The organism is Paenibacillus sp. DRB1-1 (genome assembly GCF_052119485.1).
Classification (GTDB): domain Bacteria; phylum Bacillota; class Bacilli; order Paenibacillales; family Paenibacillaceae; genus Paenibacillus; species Paenibacillus polymyxa_B.
In genome coordinates this window covers 2,422,501-2,447,410 of record NZ_JBODQH010000001.1, presented here as the reverse complement: position 1 = coordinate 2,447,410, position 24,910 = coordinate 2,422,501, and the positions used below count along the sequence as shown (strand labels likewise).

2 protein-coding genes (1 of these 2 cut by a window edge) are annotated in these 24,910 nt (G+C 49.6%); one reads left to right on the top strand and one right to left on the bottom strand.

The window, feature by feature from the left end:
• Positions 1 to 49: 49 nt before the first annotated feature.
• A complete protein-coding gene (locus ACQW03_RS10770; RefSeq protein ID WP_441949647.1) occupies positions 50 to 23,779 on the top strand; it encodes a non-ribosomal peptide synthase/polyketide synthase in 23,730 nt (7,909 codons plus the stop codon).
• Between the two features lie 110 nt (positions 23,780 to 23,889).
• Here the strand turns inward: ACQW03_RS10770 and ACQW03_RS10765 are convergent, their stop codons facing one another.
• Positions 23,890 to 24,910 carry the 3' portion of an alpha/beta hydrolase gene (locus tag ACQW03_RS10765; protein WP_025721681.1) on the bottom strand. The gene runs 14 nt beyond the window's last position, so only the last 1,021 of its 1,035 coding nucleotides appear in the window; its start codon lies beyond the right edge, outside the window — the gene reads right to left on this strand; the stop codon is at positions 23,890 to 23,892.

The following is a 24,910-nucleotide window of genomic DNA, read 5'->3' as shown; positions in this document are numbered from 1 at the left end:
GCCAGGTGCAGCGGGAGGATATTCACATCATGGAATAGGAGTGAATGAGATGAATGACATGCAATTATATGATTTAACAAATGCGCAGAAGCGTATATGGTATACCGAATTACTCTACCCAGATACGTCAGTGTCACAGCTTTCCGGTACAGCTAAGATGAAGGGGCACATCAATATTGCTGCCTTTATGCAGTCCATTAATTTGATTATCAAACAGTATGATGCGTTCCGCATCCGTATTACCTCAGTGGATGGAGTGCCTCAGCAGTACGTCGTTCCTTATGAAGAGAGACAGCTGGAGTGTCTGGATCTTAGCCACTATGAAAGTGTATCTGAGGTGGAAGCCTTACTTGAGCAACACAAAAGCAAACCTTTGCCCCTGCTGGATTCTGAGCTCTTCCAGTTTTTAATTGTGAAGATTAGCGAGGAAGAGTATTGGATTAATATCAAGATGCACCATATTATTTCTGACGGAATATCAATGGTGGTCTATGGCAATCAGCTTACAGCATTTTACATGGAGTTAATTCAAGGAAATGAACCGAAGCTGGGCGATGATTGCTCGTATATTCAATATATTGCTGATGAGAATGCATACGAACTTTCTGACAGATACCAAAAGGATAAGGCATACTGGTTGGATAAATTTTCTGATTTGCCTGAGCTTACGGGTTGGAAGTCATATAATCCGTTATCTTTAAGCACCCACGCCGTTCGGGAGCATTTTACCGTACCAGAAGTGCTATATCACGAGCTGCAAGCATTTTGCCAACAGAACAGAATTTCTTTGTTCCAGTTCTTCATGGGTGCGATGTATATCTACATACACAAAATGACGAATCAGCCGGATGTGGTGATTGGCACTTCGTTCGCTAACCGGGGGAACAAAAAAGAGAAGCAAAAGATAGGTATGTTCGTCAGTACCGCTGCTGCCAGAACATACGTCAAAAAGGATATGGATGTGTTGAGCTTTCTGCAGGATGTAGCCAGAGATCAGATGTCAGTCCTGCGGCATCAGAAGTATCCATACAATCAGTTAATTCAGGATCTTAGAGAAATGCATGGTAACAAGGATATTCAGCGGCTTTTTGGCGTTTCAATGGAATATCGTCTTATCAATTGGGTTGATTTGGATGATGTGCGCATTTTGACGGATTATGATTTCTGCGGGGACGAAGTGAACGATTTCGTGCTTCATATTGTGGAGATCCTGGATGAAGGCGAACTGGTACTGGATGTCGATTATCGGACGGAGCTGTTTGAACGCAGTGAAGTTAAGGACATGGTTTCCCAGTTGCTTACGATCGCCGAGCAGATCATTCATTCACCTCAGCTTTCTATCGCAGAGGTAAACTTATTGGGTGAACCAGAAGAGCAATCCATTTTGGCTCTTTCGGAAGGCGCTGCAGTCGACTATCCACGTGAGAAGACCATCCATGGCTTATTCGAGGAACAAGCCGAGCGCACGCCAGATCACGTAGCCGTTCAGATGGACGAGCAGAGCATTACATACCTAGCTCTAAACGAGCAGGCTAACCAGCTTGCGAGATATTTGCGCTCCGAGGGAGTAGGAGCAGATACGCTCGTAGGGATTATGGCTGATCGTTCCTTGGAGATGGTCATCGGGATGTTGGCCATTTTGAAAGCAGGTGGTGCCTATGTACCGATTGACCCTGATTATCCCGAAGAACGTATCCATTATATGCTGGAAGATTCAGGGGTCCGTCTGTTGCTCACCCAAAGTCATCTATGGGAGAGCACCACTTTTGACGGAAAGCTTGTGAGTTTGGACGAAGCTACAACGTATACAGGAGATGCTTCCAATCTGGAGAGTATTTCGGGACCAAGCCATCTAGCCTATGTTATCTACACATCGGGTACGACCGGCAAGCCGAAGGGTACGCTGATTGAACACAAAAATGTAGTTCGACTGCTCTTTAACGATAAAAATTTATTTGATTTCAACTCTCAGGACACGTGGACGCTATTCCATTCGTTCTGCTTCGATTTCTCCGTTTGGGAGATGTACGGAGCGCTTCTTTACGGAGGGAAATTGGTGATTGTTCCATCTCTCACAGCCAAGAGCCCAGCATCTTTCCTGGAGTTGTTGAAAGACAACCAAGTCACCATTTTAAATCAGACGCCGACGTATTTTTATCAGGTGCTACAGGAAGAGTTAACGCACTCTTCGACAGAGCTTGGCCTTAGAAAAATCATTTTTGGTGGAGAGGCCTTAAGTCCATCTCTTCTGAGAAACTGGCGGGTCAAGTATCCTGATGTGCAGCTGATTAATATGTACGGAATTACGGAAACAACGGTCCATGTCACCTATAAGGAAATCACGGAACATGAGATTGAAGCGGGGAAAAGCAATATTGGCAGAACGATCCCCACACTTAGCGCTTATATTCTCGATGAGCAAAGACGGCTGCAGCCTGTTGGGGTTCCGGGAGAGCTATACATTGCAGGGGACGGTCTTGCCCGTGGGTATTTGAATCGGCCGGATTTGACGTCTGAGAAATTCGTTGAGCATCCGTATCGGGCGGGAGAGCGGCTGTACCGAACTGGGGATCTTGCTCGTTGGTTGCCTGATGGCAATATTGAATATTTGGGGCGGATCGACCATCAGGTCAAAATTCGCGGCTACCGAATTGAGCTTGGCGAGGTAGAAGCCCAAATTCTCAAGGCTCCTAACGTGCGGGAAACGATTGTCCTGGCACGGGAAGACGAACAGGGCCAAAAATTGCTGTGCGCCTACTATGTAGCCTCCAGTGATCTTTCGCCGGGGGAATTACGGTCTCAGCTGGCGGCGGAACTCCCCGCTTACATGATCCCTTCTTATTTTGTCCGACTGGAGCAAATGCCGCTTACGCCAAATGGCAAACTGGATCGCCGTGCGTTGCCGGCTCCTGAAAGCAGCGTACAATCCGGCGAGGCTTATTTAGCTCCGAGAACTGCTGTGGAAGCTCAGATGGTACTCATCTGGCAAGATATATTGGGAGTTGCCCGCGTCGGTGTCAGAGATAATTTCTTTGAAATTGGTGGTCACTCTTTGCGGGCAACAGTGCTCGTTTCACGGATTCACAAAGAATTGGGATGTAGCATTTCGCTGCGTGAGGTGTTTCAGTCACCTACGGTCGAATCCTTGGCGCAACTTGTGAAAAAACACATTCCGACCATGTACCAAACTATCCCACAGGCAGCGAAAAGCGAAGCTTACCCAGTATCCTCAGCGCAAAAGCGCTTATACGTGCTGAGACAGATGAATGGGGGAGAGCTTAGCTACAATATGCCAGGGGTCTTCACAGTGGATGGACCGTTGGATCGCACGCGGCTGGAGTCCGCGTTCCAGGCACTGATCCAGCGTCATGAATCCCTGAGAACCGGCTTTTATATGCAGGATGGAGAGCTTGTTCAGCGTGTGCATAGGAATGTGCCGTTCGCGTTGAACTACACAGAGGCTTCGGTGGAGGAGACGGATACGCTCATTCACAGCTTTATTCGTGCCTTTGATCTGAGCCAGGCTCCATTACTGCGTGTTAGCTTGGTGAAGCTCCAGGAGGAGCGTCATCTGTTGCTGTTTGATATGCATCACATTATTTCAGATGGGGTTTCTATTCAAATATTGATACAGGAACTTACTCATTTGTATCAAGGAGAACAGCTACCAGAACTGCACATCCAATACAAGGACTATGCCGTATGGCAACGGGAACAGTCAGAGAATCAATGGCAAGATCTTGAGAAATATTGGCTGCAATCTTTTGAAGGAGAGTTGCCGGTACTGGATTTGCCTACAGACTTCCAACGACCTTCGGTTCGGAGCTTCGAGGGTAGCCGAATTGATTTTACATTGGATGAGTCTGGAAATAAGGCGATACAAGAGCTTGCATCCCGTACAGGTACTACACTGTATATGGTATTGCTGGCCGCTTATTCGGTACTGCTGCACAAATATACAGGACAAGAGGACATCGTCGTAGGTTCCCCAGTAGCCGGAAGACCGCAGGCTGAGCTTGAGGGCATCATCGGAATGTTTGTCAACACACTGGCCTTGCGCAGCTATCCGGCAGGAGATAAAACCTTTCAGGATTATCTTCTGGAAATCAAGGAAACGGCGCTCAAGGCGTTTGAGCACCAGGATTACCCTTTTGAAAAATTGGTCGAAAAGCTGGGCGTAGGACGTGATGTCAGCCGCAATCCGCTCTTTGACACCTTATTGGTATTACAAAATACCGAGCAGGAAGAGCAGGATATGGACGGAGTGCACTTTACTCCTTACTTGATGGACACTGTCACGGCCAAATTTGACCTGTCCCTCAATGTAGAGGAGAAGGGATCAAAATTAGCCTTTGGCCTCGAGTATAGTACGGCTTTATATCGGCGTGAAAGTGTAGAGCGACTTGCAACGCACTTGCTCCGGATTCTGCACGCAGTCTCGGCCAATCCTCAGTTGCAACTGGCCGAGATAGAAATGATCACACCGGAGGAGAAAGTACAGATCGTTGAAGTATTTAACGCGACATCGGCTCCTTATCCAAGGGACAAGACCATTCATGAGCTGTTCGCAGAACAAGTCAAGCGTACACCAGAGCAGACGGCGCTTGTATTCGGCGATGTCCAGCTAACGTACCTTGAATTGGAAAACAAGGCGAGCCAACTGGCCCAAACACTGCGTCGTTTGGGAACGTTGAGGGAGCAGCCTGTGGCCGTGATGGGCGGACGAAGCATTGAGATGGTCATTGGTATGCTCGCGGTGCTTCAGGCAGGTGGAGCCTATGTGCCGATTGATCCTGATTACCCGGAAGATCGGGTTCGTTATATGCTTAATGATTCCGACGCCAAGCTATTATTGGTGCAAAAGGGCGAGCTTATAAGTGTAGACTATGGTATACCGATTGTCGATCTTAGCAGTGAAGAGGCCTATGCTGCTGAATCTGCCCAGCCGGAGACGGTTCAGGGATCGCAGGGGCTTGCTTATGTCATCTATACATCGGGTACGACGGGTAGACCGAAGGGCGTTATGGTTGAACACCGGAACGTGGTCCGTCTGGTCAAAGAGACCAACTATGTGGAGCTGAATGAATCCACACGAATTTTGCAAACAGGAGCCGTGGCCTTTGATGCTTCTACATTCGAAATATGGGGAGCGTTGCTCAACGGTGGGCAGCTCTATTTCGTGGAGAACGACGATATCCTGATTGCCGATAGGCTCAAAGCGGCCATTACCAAGTACGGGATTACAACAATGTGGCTTACTTCACCGCTTTTCAATCAGCTTTCCCTGCAGGATGAGTACCTGTTCAAAGGGCTAAAAACATTGCTGGTCGGCGGTGACGTACTGTCCATATCTCATATGAACCGTGTAATCGAGGCTAATCCTGATCTTGTCCCTATCAATGGCTATGGTCCGACAGAGAATACGACCTTCTCCACCACCTACAAGATTCTGGGTCGTGCCGAAGGGGTCGTACCGATTGGTCGCCCAATTAGTAATTCGACCGCTTATGTGGTCAATGGATCGCTGCAATTACAGCCTATTGGTGCTTGGGGTGAACTCATTGTCGGCGGTGAAGGTGTAGCACGCGGATATCTCAATCGTCCTGATCTCACAGCAGAGAAATTTGTTCCTAGTCCTGTGAAGGACGGAGAACCCTGCTACCGAACTGGGGATTTGGTACGCTGGCTTCCAGATGGTAATTTGGAGTTTAAAGGAAGAATTGATGAGCAGGTCAAAATACGTGGTTACCGTATCGAACTCCCTGAAATCGAGGCCCAACTGGCCAAGGTGGAGTCAGTAATCGACGCCGTAGTGGTCGTTCGAGCGGATGAGCTTGGAGAGAAGCAGCTTTGCGCTTATTATGTGGCGGATCGTACGCTCACGGCAGGCGAAGTACGTCTTTCCCTATCGCAGGTACTTCCGGGTTATATGATTCCATCCTACTTTATCCAGATGGACCGTATGCCATTAACATCAAACGGAAAAGTGGACCGCAGGTCTCTGCCGGCTCCTCAAGTAGGCGCGCATACAGGACGGAAGTATACAGCTCCTCGTACACCGGCTGAAGAAGCTTTGGCATCTGTCTGGCAAGGGGTACTGGGTGCCGAACAGGTGGGTATCCATGACAATTTCTTTGAATTGGGCGGAGACTCCATCAAGGCCATTCAGGTGTCGTCACGGTTACTGCAGGCCGGCTATCGGTTAGAGATGAAGCAGCTGTTCAAATCGCCAACCATTGCCGAGCTAGGCGCGGAAATACAAACGGCTGTGCATATGGCTGAACAGGGAGTTGTGCGTGGAGCGACTCGCCTGACTCCAGTCCAACAGTGGTTCTTTGGACGGAAGCAGGCAGAGCCTCATCACTTCAATCAAGCGGTTATGCTGTATCGTGAACAAGGGTTTGAGGAAAAGGCCTTGCATCAGGTACTAAGAAAACTCGCTGAGCATCATGACGCCCTTCGCATGGTTTTCCGTCAGACAGAGCATGGATACGAAGCTTGGAATCGTGATCTTGAAGAAGGAGAGCTTTATAGCCTGTTCACCGCTGATTTACGGAATGAATCCGATCCGGCTGCAGCCATTACATCGCTGTCGGATGACATTCAGCGCAGTATCAATCTGGCAGAAGGTCCGCTGCTGAAGTTAGGACTTTTCCATTGTCAGGATGGAGACCATCTTCTGATCGTGATCCACCATTTGGTGGTGGACGGAGTATCCTGGCGGATTTTGTTCGAGGATATTGCAGCAGGCTATGAGCAGGTGATTCAAGGACAGACGCTGACATTCCCGCAGAAGACGGATTCCTTCCGTGACTGGGGAGGCGCCCTTGCTCGTTATTCGGAAGGTCCTGAAATGGAGACTCATCGGGCGTATTGGAGAGAGCTGGAGAATCAGCCACTTGAACAGTTGCCGAAGGATGAGGCTGTGGAAAGCCTTCTTTTACAGGATAGCAAAGTAGTAACAGCACAATGGACTCTAGAAGAAACCGACCAATTGTTGAGAAAAGCCCATCGTGCTTATCAAACAGAGACGAATGATCTGCTATTGACTGCTCTGGGCATGGCGGTATCCAAATGGTCTGGCATCGGAAAGGTTGCTGTGAATCTGGAAGGACACGGTCGTGAGCCGATTATACCGAATATCGACATCACCCGTACCGTAGGCTGGTTTACAAGTCAATATCCGGTGATTTTAGACTTGGGGGATAACCCGGAAGTGGCCTCCTTGATCAAGTCAGTGAAAGAAGGGCTGCGCCGAATTCCGAACAAAGGTATTGGCTACGGGTTGCTTAAAACGATGGCAAGTCAGTTGGATGAAGACAGCTTCGGCTTGCAGCCTGAGATTTCTTTTAACTATTTGGGGCAATTTGATCAGGATTTGCAAGGAAGCTCGTTGCAGATTTCTCCTTATCCGACCGGAAGCGCCCAAAGCTTGTTGGAGGAACCGGCCTATACGCTAGATATCAATGGCATGGTGACGGACGGAGCCCTGACTCTGACGATTACTTATAACGGAAATCAGTATAAGTCATCTACGATGGAACAGCTCGCTGGATATATTGAAGAAAGCCTGCGGGGGCTTCTCCAGCATTGCGTAACCCAAGAAAAAACCGTATTGACACCAAGTGACGTGCTTGCGAAGGGTCTAAGCATTGTCGATCTGGAGGAGCTTTCTAAGCAGACCAGCCACATAGGCGATATTGAGAATGTATATAGTCTGACGCCGATGCAGAAGGGCATGCTGTTCCATGATATGTTTGAGCCGCATACAGGTGCTTATTTTGAGCAGGCTGCCTTTGACTTTAAGGGTAGCTTTGATCCGACCGCCTTCGGACACAGTCTGGATGCAGTGGTGGAGCGTCATGCCATCCTGCGCACGAACTTTTACAGCGGATGGAGCAGCGAGCCTTTACAGGTTGTATTTCGGCACAGAGGCGCTAAATTGGTGTACGAAGACCTGCGGGAGATGAATGCATCGCAGCGCGAAGCTTACCTGAAGACATTTGGTGCGAAGGACAAAGCACAGGGCTTCAACCTAGCTGAAGACGAGCTTCTTCGTGTATCAATTTTACAAACAGATGAAGAGAGCTTCCGTCTCTTATGGAGCTTTCACCACATCGTCATGGATGGCTGGTGTGTTCCGTTAATTACGCAGGAGGTATTTGAACACTATTTTGCCCTCCTGGAAGGAAGAGAGCCGCAGCTGGCAGAGGTCCATCCGTACAGTCGATATATCGAATGGCTGGAACAGCAGGATGAAGGAGCTGCGTCCAACTATTGGAGCCGATATCTGGCCGGTTACGAGCAGCAGACGCTGTTACCTCAAGTCGGTGGAGCAAGTAAGGGAGAAGGCTATGTAGCAGAAAAGCTGAATTATCCTCTCAGCAGGGAACTGACTGAGCGCCTTGAAAAGGTGGCCAGGGATGCTCATGTCACGATGAATATATTGCTGCAGTCCCTCTGGGGCATTGCGCTTCAACGCTATAACGGTAGCCGGGATGTTGTGTATGGAAGCGTAGTATCAGGCAGACCAGCAGAAATTCCGGGCATTGACCGGATGATCGGTTTGTTCATCAATACGATTCCCGTTCGTGTGAAGACAGAGGAGAATCTCCCCTTCACCGTTCTGATGAAGCAGCAGCAGGAACAATATATGGCTTCTCATATGTATGACACCTACCCGTTGTTTGAGATTCAGGCTCAGACGGATCAGAAGCAGGATCTAATCTCCCATATTATGGTGTTTGAGAACTATCCTGTGGAGGAGGAGGTAGAGCGTCTGGGTGGTGGCGAGGCTGCCTTTGAGATTGAGGAGGCGGAGCTTCTTGAGCAAACGAATTATGATTTTAATTTAATTGTCCTCCCTGGCGAAGAGATGAGATTGCTGTTCCAGTACAATGCACTTGTTTATGACCAAGTGACAATTGGGCAAATCAAGGGCCATCTGGTTCACCTTATGGAGCAAATTGTAGAGAACCCTGCTATTTCCGTGGATGCTCTAGAATTAGTCACGCCGCAGGAGAGAGAACAGATTCTGAACGTATGGGGAAATACGAAAGGCATTTACGAGCACTGTAACACGTTCCACGGGCTGTTGGAGGAACAGGCGGGACGAACGCCGGATGCGACTGCCATTTGGTTCGAGGACGAGAGTCTGACCTATGCCGAGCTCAATGCAAAAGCCAATGGGCTGGCAAGAAGGCTCCGTACGCAGGGAATCAAGACGGGAGATCTGGTGGGACTGATTGCTGAACGGTCGCTCGAAATGATCGTTGGGATCTACGGCATTATGAAAGCCGGGGGTGCCTATGTTCCAATCGACCCAGAATATCCGAAAGAACGAATCAGTTACATGCTTGAAGATTCCGGGGCGAAGCTAATCCTTACACAGGCCCATCTCTTGGAGCATCTCGGATGGACGGAAAATGTTTTGCTGCTGGATGAATCATCGACCTATGATGCCGACACCTCGAATTTGGAGGATACTGCTGGCCCGGATGACCTAGCTTACGTGATCTATACTTCAGGTACGACGGGTCAGCCTAAGGGCGTATTAGTCGAGCATCGGGGACTATCAAATCTTTCAGACGTATATGGGGCACACTTCGAAGTTACACCGCAGGATCGGATCGTCCAGTTTGCAAGCCTGTCGTTTGATGCATCGGTTTCGGAAATTTTAACGGCGCTGAGCCACGGGGGTGTTCTGTGCATCCCTTCTACACAAGATATTTTAGATCATGCCCTGTTCGAGCAATTCATGAACGATAAGGGAATTACGGTAGCGACTTTGCCACCCGCTTACGCTATCCACCTTGATCCAGAGCGTTTGCCAACACTGCGGTGCCTGCTAACCGCTGGATCGGCCGCATCGGTCGAGTTGATCGAAGAGTGGAGGAAGCATGTACGTTACTCTAATGGCTATGGCCCAACGGAGGACTCCGTATGCACCACAATCTGGTCTGTCCCGCCGGACAGTGAGGAAGCAACGGATACTGTATCTATTGGACGACCTATTGCTAACCATAGTGTGTACATCTTGGATGACCATTTTAGATTGCAACCTGTCGGTGTAGCTGGAGAACTATGCATTTCGAGTATCGGATTAGCACGGGGGTATCATAACCAGCCTGAATTAATGGATGAGAAATTCGTAGACAATCCGTTTGCTCCAGGAGAGCGTATGTATCGGACGGGTGACCTGGTTCGCTGGTTACCGAATGGAACCATCGAGTACTTAGGTCGAATAGATCATCAAGTCAAAATCCGTGGCTACCGTATCGAGCTAGGCGAGGTAGAAGCACAGATGCTCAGAGTGCCGTCCGTTCAGGAAGTCGTGGCCATGGCTGTAGAGGGCGATGACGGCTACAAAGATCTAGTCGCTTATTTCTTAGCTGCTCAGAAACTTGAGGTATCCGAGCTTCGGGCCGTCCTGTCGGAGATGTTACCTGGATATATGATCCCTTCCCGCTTCATACAACTGGAGGATATGCCTCTCACGTCGAACGGAAAAATCGATCGAAAAGCGCTGCAAGGCGAGCGTGGATGGGTAGCGGCTTCATCGGAGGCTCCAAGGACACCTTTGGAAATCCAATTAGCCGAAATCTGGCAAGAGGTGCTGGGTGTAGAGAGCGCGGGATTGAAGGATAATTTCTTCCATTTTGGAGGTCATTCACTGCGTGCAGCCCTGTTAGTCTCACGAATTCGCAAGGAAATGAATCGCGAGATTAGTCTCAGAGAAGTGTTCGAGTCTCCTACTATTGAAGGATTGGCTCGTGCCATTGAGGGCTATACACCGCTGAATTTCGAAGAAATTCTTACAGTGGGAGCGAGAGAGCATTACCCATTGTCCTCGGCTCAAAAGCGACTGTTTATTCTAAGTCAGCTGGAAGGTGGAGAGCTGAGCTACAATATGCCGGGTATCCTTACGGTTGAGGGAGCTTTAGATCGGGAACGGCTGGAGCAGGCATTCCGTCGTCTGATTCATCGTCATGGTTCGCTGCGTACTCGTTTTGTGACCGTGAACGGTGAACCTGTACAGCAGCTCCTGACGGATGTCCCGTTTACTGTGGAATATGCGGAGTTGAGCGAGGAAGAGGCAGGAGCTACCCTTCAGCAGTTTGTCCGTCCTTTCGATCTAGGTGTAGCTCCATTGCTGCGGGTTGGCCTCATTCGAATTGCACATGAGCGCCATTTACTATTGTTTGACATGCATCATATTGTCTCAGATGGGGTTTCTATGAATATTCTCATAGAAGAGTTTCTCCGCTTCTACCAAGAGGAGGACGTATTCCCTGAACTACAGATCCAGTACACAGACTATGCTGTATGGCAGCAAGAGCAGCTCGGAAGCGAGCGTCTTAAGGCCCAGGAAGCTTACTGGCTAGATGCCTTCCGCGGAAGCTTGCCAGTGCTGGATTTACCAGGAGATGAAGTTCGTCCTGCGGTGCGAAGCTTTGCGGGCGATCGAATCGACTTCCAAATTGAATCTTCTCTGAGTGCTTCACTTCAGGAGCTGGCTACCCGAACGGGTTCCACTCTGTTCATGGTACTGCTGGCAGCCTATACAGCGCTCTTGCACAAGTACACAGGTCAGGAAGATGTCATTGTCGGTTCACCTGTGGCAGGAAGATCCCATGCGACACTCGAAGGCCTCATCGGTATGTTCGTCGGCACAGTGGCACTTCGTACTTATCCAGAAGGAGAAAAGCCTTTCGAGGCTTATCTGCAGGAAGTGAGGGAAACAGCGCTGCGGGCCTATGAAAACCAGGATTACCCGTTCGAGGAGCTGGTAGAAAAGCTGGAGCTTCAGCGTGATTTGAGCCGTAACCCGCTATTTGATACCATGTTTGTCCTGCAAAATATCGAGCAGGGAGAACAAGAAATAGAAGGATTGCGCTTCACTCCTTACGATAATGTACATCCGGCTGCCAAGTTCGATCTCACGCTGACCGTGAGTGAAGTAGACGGGGCATTGAACTGCACGCTTGAGTACGCGACTGCGATCTACAAGCAAGAGACTGCTGAGCGGATGGCAGGCCACTTTGTACAGCTTATTCGGGAGGCTATTGCCAATCCGGGAATGCCGTTGTCATCCCTTGATATCGTGACACCTCAGGAAAAATCAAGGCTTATGAAAGCGCCGGACGAAGCCAAGGCAGATTATCCTCGTGACAAGACGATCCATGCGCTGTTCGAGGAACAGGCTGCACGTACTCCGAATGCAGTGGCAGTCGTATGTGAAGATGCAGCCCTGTCCTACAGCGAGCTGAACGAGCGGGCCAATGGACTTGCCCGAACGCTGAGGGAACGTGGTTTACAACCAGACGGTTTGGTTGGAATCATGGCGGATCGGTCCCTTGAAATGGTGGTCGGGATTTTAGCCATCTTGAAGGCAGGCGGAGCCTATGTCCCTGTAGACCCTGAATATCCAGAGGACCGCATTCGCTTTATGCTTGAGGACTCGGGAGCCAAGCTACTGCTGACACAAGCGCATCTGGAGCAACGTGTCTCCTTCGCTGGGGACATCGTAAGTCTGGATAAAACGGCTTCCTATAAGGAAGATGTCTCAAACCTGCAGCCTGCAGCCGGATCGGAGCATCTTGCCTACGTCATCTACACATCGGGCACGACAGGCAAGCCAAAGGGAACGCTGATCGAGCATAAAAATGTAGTTCGCTTGCTCTTTAATGATAAAAATATGTTTGACTTTGGTCCTCAGGATACGTGGACACTGTTCCATTCATTCTGTTTTGACTTCTCTGTATGGGAAATGTACGGAGCATTGCTGAACGGAGGACGGTTGGTCATCGTTCCATCGCTTACCGCGAAGAGTCCAGATCGTTTCTTGCAATTGCTTAAGGATCAGAAGGTTACCGTTTTGAACCAGACACCGACGTACTTCTATCAGTTGCTACAGGAAGAGCTCGGTCATCAGGCGGCAGAACTGAGCCTCCGCATGATTATCTTCGGTGGAGAGGCACTAGCCCCGGCCCTGCTGAAGGACTGGAGAATGAAGTATCCGCAAGTGCAGCTCATCAATATGTACGGCATTACTGAAACGACCGTGCATGTAACATACAAGGAAATTACAGAGCTGGAGATTGAACAGGGCCGCAGCAATATCGGCACCACGATTCCGACGCTGCGAGCGTACATTTTGGATGAACAACTTCGTCCACAGCCGATTGGCATTCCAGGTGAACTCTATGTGGCGGGCGTAGGTCTGGCGCGAGGTTATCTGAACCGACCGGAATTGACGGAAGAGAAGTTTGTCGCTCATCCGTTTGAAGCGGGCGAGCGCATGTACCGCTCAGGTGACTTGGCACGTTGGTTGCCGGATGGCAGCATGGAGTATTTGGGACGGATTGACCATCAGGTTAAAATCCGTGGTTACCGTATCGAGCTGGGCGAAGTGGAAGCGAAGCTACTTCATGCTCCATCTGTAAGGGAGGCCGTTGTGCTCGCCCGGGAGGATGGAAGTGGACAAAAAGTGCTTGTCGGCTACTTCACTGCCGATCAGATGCTGACGGTAGGCGAGTTGAGAAAAGCTTTGGCTGCCGAACTGCCGACTTATATGATTCCATCTTACTTTATGCAATTGGAACAGATGCCTTTGACACCCAATGGCAAGCTGGATCGCAAAGCGCTTCCGGCTCCAGAGGCCAATGTGCAGACTGGAGCGGTTTATGAACCGCCAAGGACGAAGGCTGAGGAAGCTTTGGCTTCCGTATGGCAAGGTGTGCTGGGAGCGCAGCAGGTCGGCATCCATGATCATTTCTTCGATCTGGGTGGTGACTCCATCAAGGCGATCCAAGTGTCCTCGAGATTGTTCCAAGCTGGATATAAATTAGAGATGAAGGATCTCTTTAAATATCCGACAATTGCCGAGCTAAGCCCGTATCTTCAGGCAGCCGGACGAACAGCGGAACAGGGCGAAATTAAAGGTGCAGCAGAGTTAATGCCAATTCAGCGTTGGTTCTTTGAACGTCATACAGCGGAGCCGCACCATTATAATCATGCCGTCATGCTCTATCGGAAAGACGGCTTTGATGAGGCTGCACTCCGGTTGACAATGGACCAAATCGCGATCCATCATGACGCGCTGCGCATGGTTTTCCGGCCTACAGAAGCTGGATACGCAGCTTGGAACCGGGGAACGGACGAAGGCGAACTCTACACATTGGACATTGCCGATATGAGGCAGGAAAAAGACCAGACAGCTGCGGTTCAGGCCCAAGCCGATGCTATTCAGGCAAGCTTTGACTTGGAAGGTGGCCCACTGTTCAAGCTAGGCCTGTTCCATTGTGACGATGGCGATCATTTGTTGATTGTCATTCATCACCTCTTGGTTGACGGCGTATCCTGGCGCATCCTGTTTGAGGACATTGCAGCGGGGTACGAGCAGGCATTGAATGGACAAGCAATCGTCCTTCCACAAAAGACCGATTCGTATCTTGTATGGTCTGAGCAAGCGACGAAGTATGCAGCAGGGCCTGCTCTGGACAAGGAGCGTGCATACTGGCAGCTGATTGAGGAGGCGATTCTGGCCCCACTACCGAAGGATGAGGATCAGAAGCCGGGCACCATTCGGGATACTGAATCGGTTACGGTAACGTGGTCTACGCAAGAAACTGACCTGCTGTTGCGACAAGCGAACCGGGCGTATCATACGGAGACGAACGACTTGCTCTTGACTGCTCTGGGGGCAGCCATTCAGCGCTGGACAGGCATGGAGCAGATTTTGGTCAATCTTGAAGGGCATGGACGGGAAATGATCGTACCAGACCTGGATATTACCCGTACCGTGGGTTGGTTCACAACCCAGTATCCGGTTCTGCTGAACCTGCAAGGCAAACAGGAAGTATCTGCGCGAATCAAGCGCATCAAGGAGAATTTGCGAGAGGTTCCGCACAAAGGAATCGGCTACGGTCTTCTGAAGTATATGGCACCGGAGAAAAGTGTCGGATTCGGCGTAGAGCCGGAGATTTCCTTCAATTATCTTGGGCAGTTTGATCAGGATTTGGAGGGTAATGCTCTTAGCCTATCCACACATTCAGTTGGTAAGGCGCTCAGTGATCTCACACCTCAGCAATATGCTCTGGATGTGAATGGCATGATTGCCGAAGGCCAGCTATCCCTGACGATTACGTACAGCAGCAGGCAGTATCGTAAGGAGACGGTGAGCCATTTTGCTGAATTATTACAGTCAAGCCTTAGTGAGGTCATCCGTCATTGTGTGGCTCAGGAGCGTTCACAGCTTACACCAAGTGATGTTCTGTTCCAAGGATTAACATTGGAGCAGCTTGATCGACTCACGGCGCAGACGGCTCACATCGGAGAGATTGAGGATGTGTACAAGCTAACGCCAATGCAGAAGGGAATGCTGTTTCACAGCCTGCTGGAGCCGGGCTCCTCTTCATACTTCGAACAGGCAACGTTTGAGCTGCGTGGCAGCTTCGATGTAGATACCTTCTTCGAGAGCTTCCAGGCTTTGGTGCAACGACATGCCATACTACGTACCGGCTTTTACAACAACATTGCTGATGTACCGCTGCAAGTTGTCTTTAAGCAACGATTAATCCCTCTGCACTACGTAGATTTGCGCGACGCATCTATGCAGGAACTAGAAGCAAGGATCAAGGCTTACACGGCTGAAGATATGGTTAAGGGATTCAGCTTGTCAGAAGATCCGCTGATGCGAGTGACCGTTTTGCAGAAGGATCAAAGCTACCTTGTATTGTGGAGCTTCCACCATATTGTCATGGATGGCTGGTGTATCCCGATCATTACACAGGAGCTGTTCGATTATTATTCTGCCAAGAAACAGCAAATACAGCCTGTCCTGCCGCCAGCTCAGCCCTATAGTCGTTATATCGAGTGGCTTGATGCACAGGATGATCAAGAAGCTTCAACGTACTGGAGCCAATACCTCGAAGACTATGATGGGAACACCGTATTGCCGGAAGGCAAGACGAAATCTCAAGCCAAAGAGGCGGGCTATGTTCTGAATGAGCATGTTCTCCATCTGGGTGCATCCTTGACCGGTAAAATGGATGTTGTCGCGAAGCGCAATCACGTGACTGTCAACACACTCATGCAGACAGCTTGGGGACTGATTCTTCAACGTTATAATGCCAGCTCGGATGTCGTTTTCGGCGGCGTTGTGTCGGGTAGACCTGCTGAGATTGCAGGGATCGAAAATATGGTGGGTCTGTTCATTAATACAGTACCTATCCGTGTACAGTCATCCAAAGACGAAGCCTTTGTCGAGGTGATGAAGCGTACACAGGCACAGTCATTGGCTGGTCGTGCCTACGACACCTATCCACTGTATGAGATTCAGGGGAAAGCAACCCAAAAGCAGGACCTGATTTCTCATATTATGATCTTTGAAAATTACCCGCTCGACAAGCAGGTGGAGCAATCGGGGAATCAAACGGAGGACAATCTCGAAGTCGCCAACTTCACCATGTTTGAACAAACTAACTATGACTTTAACCTGGTTGTAATTCCAGGCGAAGACATCAAGGTTTGCATTCGCTATAATGCTTCGGTTTACGAGCAAGAAAGCATTGCACGAATCGGAGGACACTTGTTGCAGATGCTCGATCAGGTGGCTGCTCGTCCGCAGGCAACGATACAGGAACTGGAGATTGTAACATCTGAGGAACGGATGAATCTGCTTGACTGGGGCGGCAAGGCCCATACCTATCCAAGTGATCAGGGTCTGCATACCTTGTTTGAAGAACAGGTTGTCCGTACGCCTGATAAGATTGCGGCTGTAAACGGGGACACTCAGATCACGTATCGGGAGCTGAACGAGCAGGCGAACAGACTAGCTTCCACCTTGATAGACCAAGGACTACGGAGTGAACAAGTGGTAGGTCTGTTGGCAGATCGGTCTGTAGAGCTGCTTGTCGCCATCATGGGTGTGCTCAAAGCGGGCGGAGCCTATGTACCTATTGATCCTGAATATCCGCAGGAGCGGATTCAGTATATTCTGAAGGATTCTGGCGCTGAAATTCTGCTCACACAGAGCCACCTGACGGAGTTGGCCTCTTTTGAGGGAACGGTTATGGAGTTGGATTCGCCGCACATCTATGGAACCGAGGTGGATAATCCCAATATTCCTGTGGGAGGAAACGATCTGGTGTACTTAATCTATACCTCGGGTACAACAGGGAATCCGAAGGGAACCATGATTAACCACAAAGGGATCGTGAACTACATCTGGTGGGCCAATAAGGTCTATTGTGCCGGTGAGCCAACCGATTTCCCGCTGTACTCATCCATTTCGTTTGACTTGACGATGACATCAATGTTTACTCCGTTAATAAACGGAGGAATAGTACGGATTTATGATGGTATAGATAAAGCGGAGGTTGTTCAGCATATTTTGCGGGAAAATGCGGTCGATATTCTCAAGCTGACGCCAACGCATCTCAGTCTGATAAAAGACATGACCATTCCAGCGGAAAGTCGTATTCAGCAACTCATTGTGGGCGGAGAAAATCTGACCACACATTTATCGAAAACCATCACAGATCTCTTTGGCGGCAACATCAAAATCTACAATGAATATGGACCAACCGAAACAGTCGTTGGGTGCATGATTCACCTGTACAATCCTGCGAAGGATACGCGTGAATCTGTACCGATTGGATTGTCGGCAGATAATATATACATCCATATTCTGGATGATCAGCTTCGTCTCGTACCGTTAGGCGTGGAGGGCGAAATGTACATCGCCGGGGACGGGGTAGCCCGTGGATATCTGAACCGTCCTGATCTTACCGCAGATAAATTCATTAGAAATCCATTCGCTTCGGAAGGAAATATGTACCGCACCGGGGATTTGGCTCGTCGCCTTCCTAATGGAGACATTGAGTACATTGGACGCATTGACCATCAAGTTAAAATACGGGGCTATCGTATTGAGCTTGGTGAGATTGAGGCCAAGCTGCTGGACATTCCACTTGTCGAGGAAGCTCTCGTTGTTGCGTGGGCAGATGCTAATGGGCAGAAATCGCTGTGTGCTTACTTCGTAGCGGATCGCGAAATGTCTGTCAGCGAGCTGAGAAACGAACTGTCTGCCGGACTGCCTGCATACATGATTCCGTCTTACTTCGTCCAACTGGACGTGATGCCTCTGACACCGAATGGCAAGCTGGATCGCAAGGCACTGCCTGAACCGAACTCGGGTATAAAGGCGGGAGCAGACTTTACCGCTCCGCGGACGGATGTGGAGAACATTTTGGCTTCAATCTGGCAAGGTGTACTCGGCGTGCCGCTTGTCGGCATACATGATAATTTCTTTGAGCTTGGAGGTGACTCGATCAAATCCATTCAAGTATCCTCAAGGCTTCTCCAAGCAGGCTATAAGCTTGAAATGAAGGATTTGTTCGGTTATCCGACAATTGCAGAGTTGGCACAGCGCGTTAGTGTGGTCAGTCGAATTGCGGATCAAAGCGAGGTACACGGAGTGGTAAGACTGGGGCCTGCCCAGCACAGATTCTTCCATGAACAGTCTATGGATCTGCATCACTTTAATCAGTCGGTCATGTTGTACCGACGGGATGGCTTCAATACCGATGCGCTCGCCGAGGTTGTTTGGAAAATTGCAGAGCATCATGATGCTTTACGACTGGTGCTCCGCCAAGGAGAGCAGGGGTTCGAGGCCTGGAACCGGAGTGTGGGTGAGGGAGAACTCTATAGTCTCCAAATCCATGACCTGCGGGCTGAAACAGATCCGGCTTCAGCGATAGAAGCAGGTGCGGAAGCCATTCAGCGCAGCATCTCTCTGGAGGATGGACCTCTCTTTAAACTGGGTCTGTTCCGCTGTGCGGAAGGCGAACATCTGTTAATCGTTATTCATCATCTGGCTGTGGATGGCGTATCCTGGCGTATTCTCTTTGAGGACCTGCAGGAAGGCTACGAGCAGGCAGTACGTGGAGAAGCGGTCAAGCTTCCACAGAAGACGGATTCGTACCGTGCATGGGTTGAGGGAATCGCACAATTTGCAAACAGCCCGGCGGCTAAACAAGAACTCAGCTATTGGGCAGAGGTAGAGGGAGATGGCTTTGTCCCTCTTCCCAAAGACAAGGTAGACGGCGCTCTTCTCATCAAAGACAGTGAGGCTGTCACGGTGAGCTGGTCACCAGAAGAGACAGAGCAATTCCTGAAAGAAGCGAACCGCACTTACAATACGGAGGTCAACGATCTACTCCTGACGGCTCTGGGTATGGCTGTTCACGAGTGGACGGGAATCGAACGTGTAGGCATCCTTCTGGAGGGACATGGGCGGGAGCCTGTTGTGCCGGAACTGGATATTACTCGTACAATAGGCTGGTTTACAAGTCAATACCCTGTCGCCCTTGAGATGGGAGGGGAATTGGAGATCGGCGCCAGAATCAAGCACGTCAAGGAAGGCTTGCGTCGTATCCCGAACAAAGGTGTCGGATATGGTATTTTGAAATATTTAAGCGACGGTTCCGATGTCTCCTCCTTCTCGGCTGAACCGGAGATTACCTTCAACTACTTGGGACAGTTCGACCAGGATCTTGCAGGAGGGACGATGGAAGTATCGCCTTACTCAGTAGGACCTGAGGTCAGTGAGCAGATGGTGCAGCATCAGGCGTTGAACATTAATGGACTGATTGCCGAAGGACAGCTTCAACTTTCGGTTAGCTATAACCGTCATCAGTTCCACGGGGAGTCCGTGGCTAAGTTTGTTGGCATTCTGAAGAACCGTCTCAGTGAAGTCATTGGACATTGCGTAAGTAAGGAAAGAACAGAACTTACACCAAGCGATGTACTCCTCAAAGATATCAGCTTGGAAAAAATCGAGGAGTTAGAAGACCAGACACGACATATCGGCAGTATTGAAAATATGTATAAACTGACACCGATGCAAAAAGGAATGTTGTTCCACAGCTTGCTGGAGCCTCATTCAGAGGTCTACTTTGAGCAGGCCACATTTGAAATTCAGGGAGTGTTCTATCCTGAGGATTTCAAACGCAGCTTACAGCATCTGATGAAACGGCATGCCATATTGAGAACAAATTTCCATGCTGGATGGGGCGATTTCCCTATACAGATTGTGTTCAAAGAAAGAGCATGCGATTTCGCATACGAGGATTTGCATGAGCTGGAATCCGGTGAAATAGAAGCGCGTCTTGCAGCTTATATGGAACAAGACAAAGCGAGAGGTTTTGATCTTACGAATGAAGCCTTGCTGCGTGTTGCTATTCTACGGACTGCAAAAGAGCATTACCATCTGTTGTGGAGTTCTCATCACATCATATTGGATGGATGGTGTATGCCGCTTGTGCTCCAGGAAGTGTTTGAGACGTACGGGGTTCTGCGTGAGCAAAGGGAACCTGAGCTTCCTTCAGCTGTATCGTACAGCCAGTATATTCAATGGTTGGAGAAGCAAGGCGAGGAAGAGGCATCCTCTTACTGGAGAGGGTACCTGGAAGGATACGAGCAGCAGACGAAGCTGCCGCAGGCCATCACACAGCCATCGGCAAAAGCGGAAGCCTACATGTCGGAGAAACTGGTATTCACGTTGGATGCGGAACTGACCGATCGCCTGGAACAGGTGGCCAAGCAGCATCAGGTGACGATGAATACGCTGATGCAAGCAGCCTGGGGAATCGTGTTGCAGCGCTACAATAGAAGCCAGGATATCGTCTTCGGAAGTGTGGTATCGGGAAGACCTGCCGAGATTCCGGGTATCGAAAGCATGATCGGTCTCTTCATTAATACAGTTCCGGTTCGGGTTCAGGCAGAGGGAAGCGATTCGTTCTCCCATGTGATGAAAAGACAGCAGGAATTATATTTGGCAGGACATGCTTATGATTCCTATCCGCTCTATGAGATTCAAGCACAGAGCGAACAAAAGCAAGATTTGATTTCTCATATTATGGTGTTCGAAAATTACCCAGTAGAAGAGCATTTGGAAGAGAAAATTGCCAGTGAAGAGGCTGAATACAAAATTACGGATGTTCAGATGTTTGAACAGACGAATTATGATTTTAACCTCATTGTGCTGCCGGGTCGTAATCTGGAGTTCTTGTACCGTTACAATGCCCGCGTCTATGATCGGGAGAGCGTGGAACGGATTCAAGGACACTTGACGAGAATTCTGACAAGCGTTGCTGTTCAACCTGCTATCCGTATCGATGAGCTGGAGCTGATTACGCCAGAAGAGAAATCGCAGATTATAGAGGTGTGGGGCGATACAGCAGCTCCTTATCCGCGTGAGCAGACCCTTCACGGTATATTTGAGGAAAAAGCAGCGCTCACACCGGATCGTACAGCACTTATTTACGGTGAAACGGAGCTTACCTATGGAGAACTTCATCAGCAGGCGAACCGCCTTGCACGTACGCTGCGTGCCCAAGGGGTCAGACCGGATCAACCAGTCGGCATCATGGTCGAGCGTTCGCTTGATATGATCATCGGCATTCATGCCATTCTAAAAGCTGGCGGGGCCTATGTACCGATTGATCCGGAGTTCCCGGAAGATCGTATTCGCCACATGCTGGAGGATTCGGGAGCGAAGCTTCTACTGACGAAGAACCATCTCAAAGATCGTTTTCCGTTCACCGGCACGATCCTGACACTTGATGATCCGCAGGCGTATCATGCGGATAGCTCGAATCTGGAGCCAATTGCGGGGCCGGAGCATCTGGCTTATATCATCTACACGTCAGGTTCAACCGGCAAGCCGAAGGGCGTAATGATTGAACATCGCGCTGCCGTCCATACGCTGAGTCAGTTGGAAGCTGAATATCCGATGTTGGCAGGCGACCGTTTCCTGCTCAAAACGACATTCACCTTTGACTTCTCCGTGCCGGAGTTGTTCTGCTGGTTCTTTGGACAAGGGACTCTCGTGATCCTGCCACAAGGCGTGGACAAAGACCCGATGGCACTGCTAGAGGCCGTGGATACGAACCGTATTACGCATCTCAATTTGGTGCCGTCGATGCTAAGTGTGCTCGTTCAATACTTGAAAGAAAGCGGCACCCAAGGATTCCTTACTCTGAAATACCTGTTTGCCTGCGGCGAGACGCTGCCTGCCAAACTTGTGGAAGAGTACTATAAAGTGTCTCCTTACGCAGTACTGGAAAACATCTACGGTCCTACGGAAGCGGCTGTATATGCGACTCGATATACAACGAGTCCTGAGACCGCAGCTCTAACGCATGTGCCTATCGGCAAACCGTACGCTAACGTCCAAGTATGGATGATGGACAGCGCTTCTCAGGTATCACCTGTGGGGATACCGGGAGAACTCTGCATTGCAGGCGAAGGGGTAGCAAGGGGGTACTTCAATCAGCCGGAACTGACGGCAGAGAAGTTCATTCCTCATCCGTACAAACCGGGAGAACGGATTTACCGAACAGGCGATTTGGCTCGGTGGTTGCCAGACGGGAATATTGAGTATTTGGGACGGATCGATCACCAGGTAAAAATCCGCGGTTACCGCATTGAGCTGGGAGAAGTGGAAGCACAAATTCTGAGGGTGCCGTCGGTGCAGGAAGCGGTTGTTCTAGCACTGGCTGACTCCAGCGGAAGTACTCAGCTTTGCGCATACTTTGTGGCCGAGGAAGGGCTCGCAGCCGGCGTTCTACGCGAGGCACTGGGCAGCGAGCTGCCAAGCTATATGATTCCATCTGCTTTCGTACAGCTCGCACAAATGCCGCTGAATCCGAATGGCAAATTGGATCGCAAAGCGCTACCGGCACCAGAAACCCTTCTGCGGAGCACGGCGGAGTATATCGCGCCACGTACGCAAACAGAAGTAGAGCTCGCTCAGATTTGGTCCGAGGTGCTCGGCGTACAGGAAATCGGGATCAAAGATCATTTCTTCGACCTTGGGGGCCATTCCCTGAAAGTATTGGGCTTGATCCAAAGGATTTCGTCTAATATGGGCGTCCATCTCCCACTCCAGACCGTGTTTAATCTGCCGACTGTGGAAGAAATGGCGCATGAAATTTTCAAGCTGCAGGCAACAACTGCTGCCGATGAACAAGAAATGGAAATTATCCACTTCCCAGGGAAAGGAACGCTTAAAGTATTTTGCTTCCCTCCTCGGGTAGGTCACTCTCTGGGGTACTATGAGATGGCCAAGGAGCTGGATGGGCTTTGCGAGGTATACGGGATGGAATTTATCGGCGACCGTTTCCAGGGTCAAGATATGCTGGATCGATACATCGATGCCATCGTGGATATTCAAGCAGAGGGCCCATATGTATTCCTGGGATACTCACTTGGGGGAAATCTCGCTTTCGAGGTAGCTAAAGCCATGGAAATCCGAGGTCACCATGTTGGCGACATTATTATGGTAGATGCTATGAGAAAGATGTCCAAGGATGAATCGACACCAGAGGAGCTTGAAGAGATTGTCGAGACGGTGCTGGACAGCATTAGAGAGCAGTACAAAGCATTCCTCGCAGATCCAGCGGACAGGGAGCGAGTCATGGATAAAATGCTGGTTTACTCTACCTACCGCGATGAGCTTATTAACGCAGGTGAAGTTCATGCGAATATCCATGCTCTGATTGCAGAAGATGATAGTATTGGTCCGGATACATCATTAGATAAATTGTTATGGCAACAGGCGACACTTGGCCAATACAAAGAATACGAAGTCATCGGAACGCATGATGTGTTGCTTGATTCCGGTTTTGTCGGGGAAAATGCTAAAGTACTGAGACAGATACTTGGCAAGGTCACAGAGACCTTACCTAAAAACAAGCCCATTTTATCCTAAGCTCAATCAAGCATAATAAGTGTTAGGCAGCAAAGACGCCCGGATTCCTTTATATAGAAGGAACTCGGGCGTCTTTTGTTTTTTTATGTTGTCCTTAACATATAAAGTCCCTAATGATTTGTGTATGCTTTAGAGATGGTTGACTGAAAGTGTCTTGTGTCGGTGATGAGTTCACGGATGACTTGGATGACAAGCTCCGGTTGATCATGGATGATCATATGCTCGCTTTTCTTGGCAACAATAAATTTGCTGTTTGTAGAGATGTTAAGCATCTCGCGCTGTCCCATTTGCCAGCTTTGTTCGATCTGATCATTTCCGCGTTTACTAATACCGAACTGAGTCAAATCTTGTTGAATGCCCCGGGCAATTACACGTACAGGGAGGTTACCCAGATGCTGTCCCCGTATGGCATCTTCGGTAGTGCTCGCTAGATCACCCTCCTCAGCAACAGATCGAAAGTATTTAGAGGAAGCGACAATATTCACAAAAGATTTTCTATCTTGATATTCGACCCGACCCGTTAGCATTAAATTGGGAAACAGGCGAAAAGCCCCTGACTTTTCTAGGAGAATGGATATTAGCGGGGAGGGATTGACCTTAGGCCGTTCCTTGGCATAGATCTCATTTGTCCGGCGAGCGTCATTCTCAGGCCTGGCATCCACTAGAACCAATCCTGCCACTTCGTCTTTGTATGTCTGCGCGTACAGTCTTGAGTACATCCCTCCAAGGGAATGGCCTACCAGAATATAAGGAGCTTGGATGTCTGCGTTTTTTAAGGCGACATGAAGCTCTCGAACGATGTTTTCCCCGGTTCGTGGAGTAGTAGCCTCCTCGCTCCAGGCATAGCCTGCCCGGTCATAGGATACAACAGTGGCGAATGATGACAGTTTTTCGGGAATATCTCTCCATGACAGGCTACTTTCCCCGCTCCCTGATTCAAGCAATATTGTTGGAGAGCCGTTACCGAGTTTACGAATATGAAGTCGATAGCCCCCGGCATCGACCAATTCCCCCGGAGGTGGGTATTGTGATTTATCCTTTTTGGATGCAATCCACTCATACACAAATCCTGAGATCACGAAAAGCAGTAAGCAAGAGATGATAAGAAATACAATTCTCGTCCATGTTCGC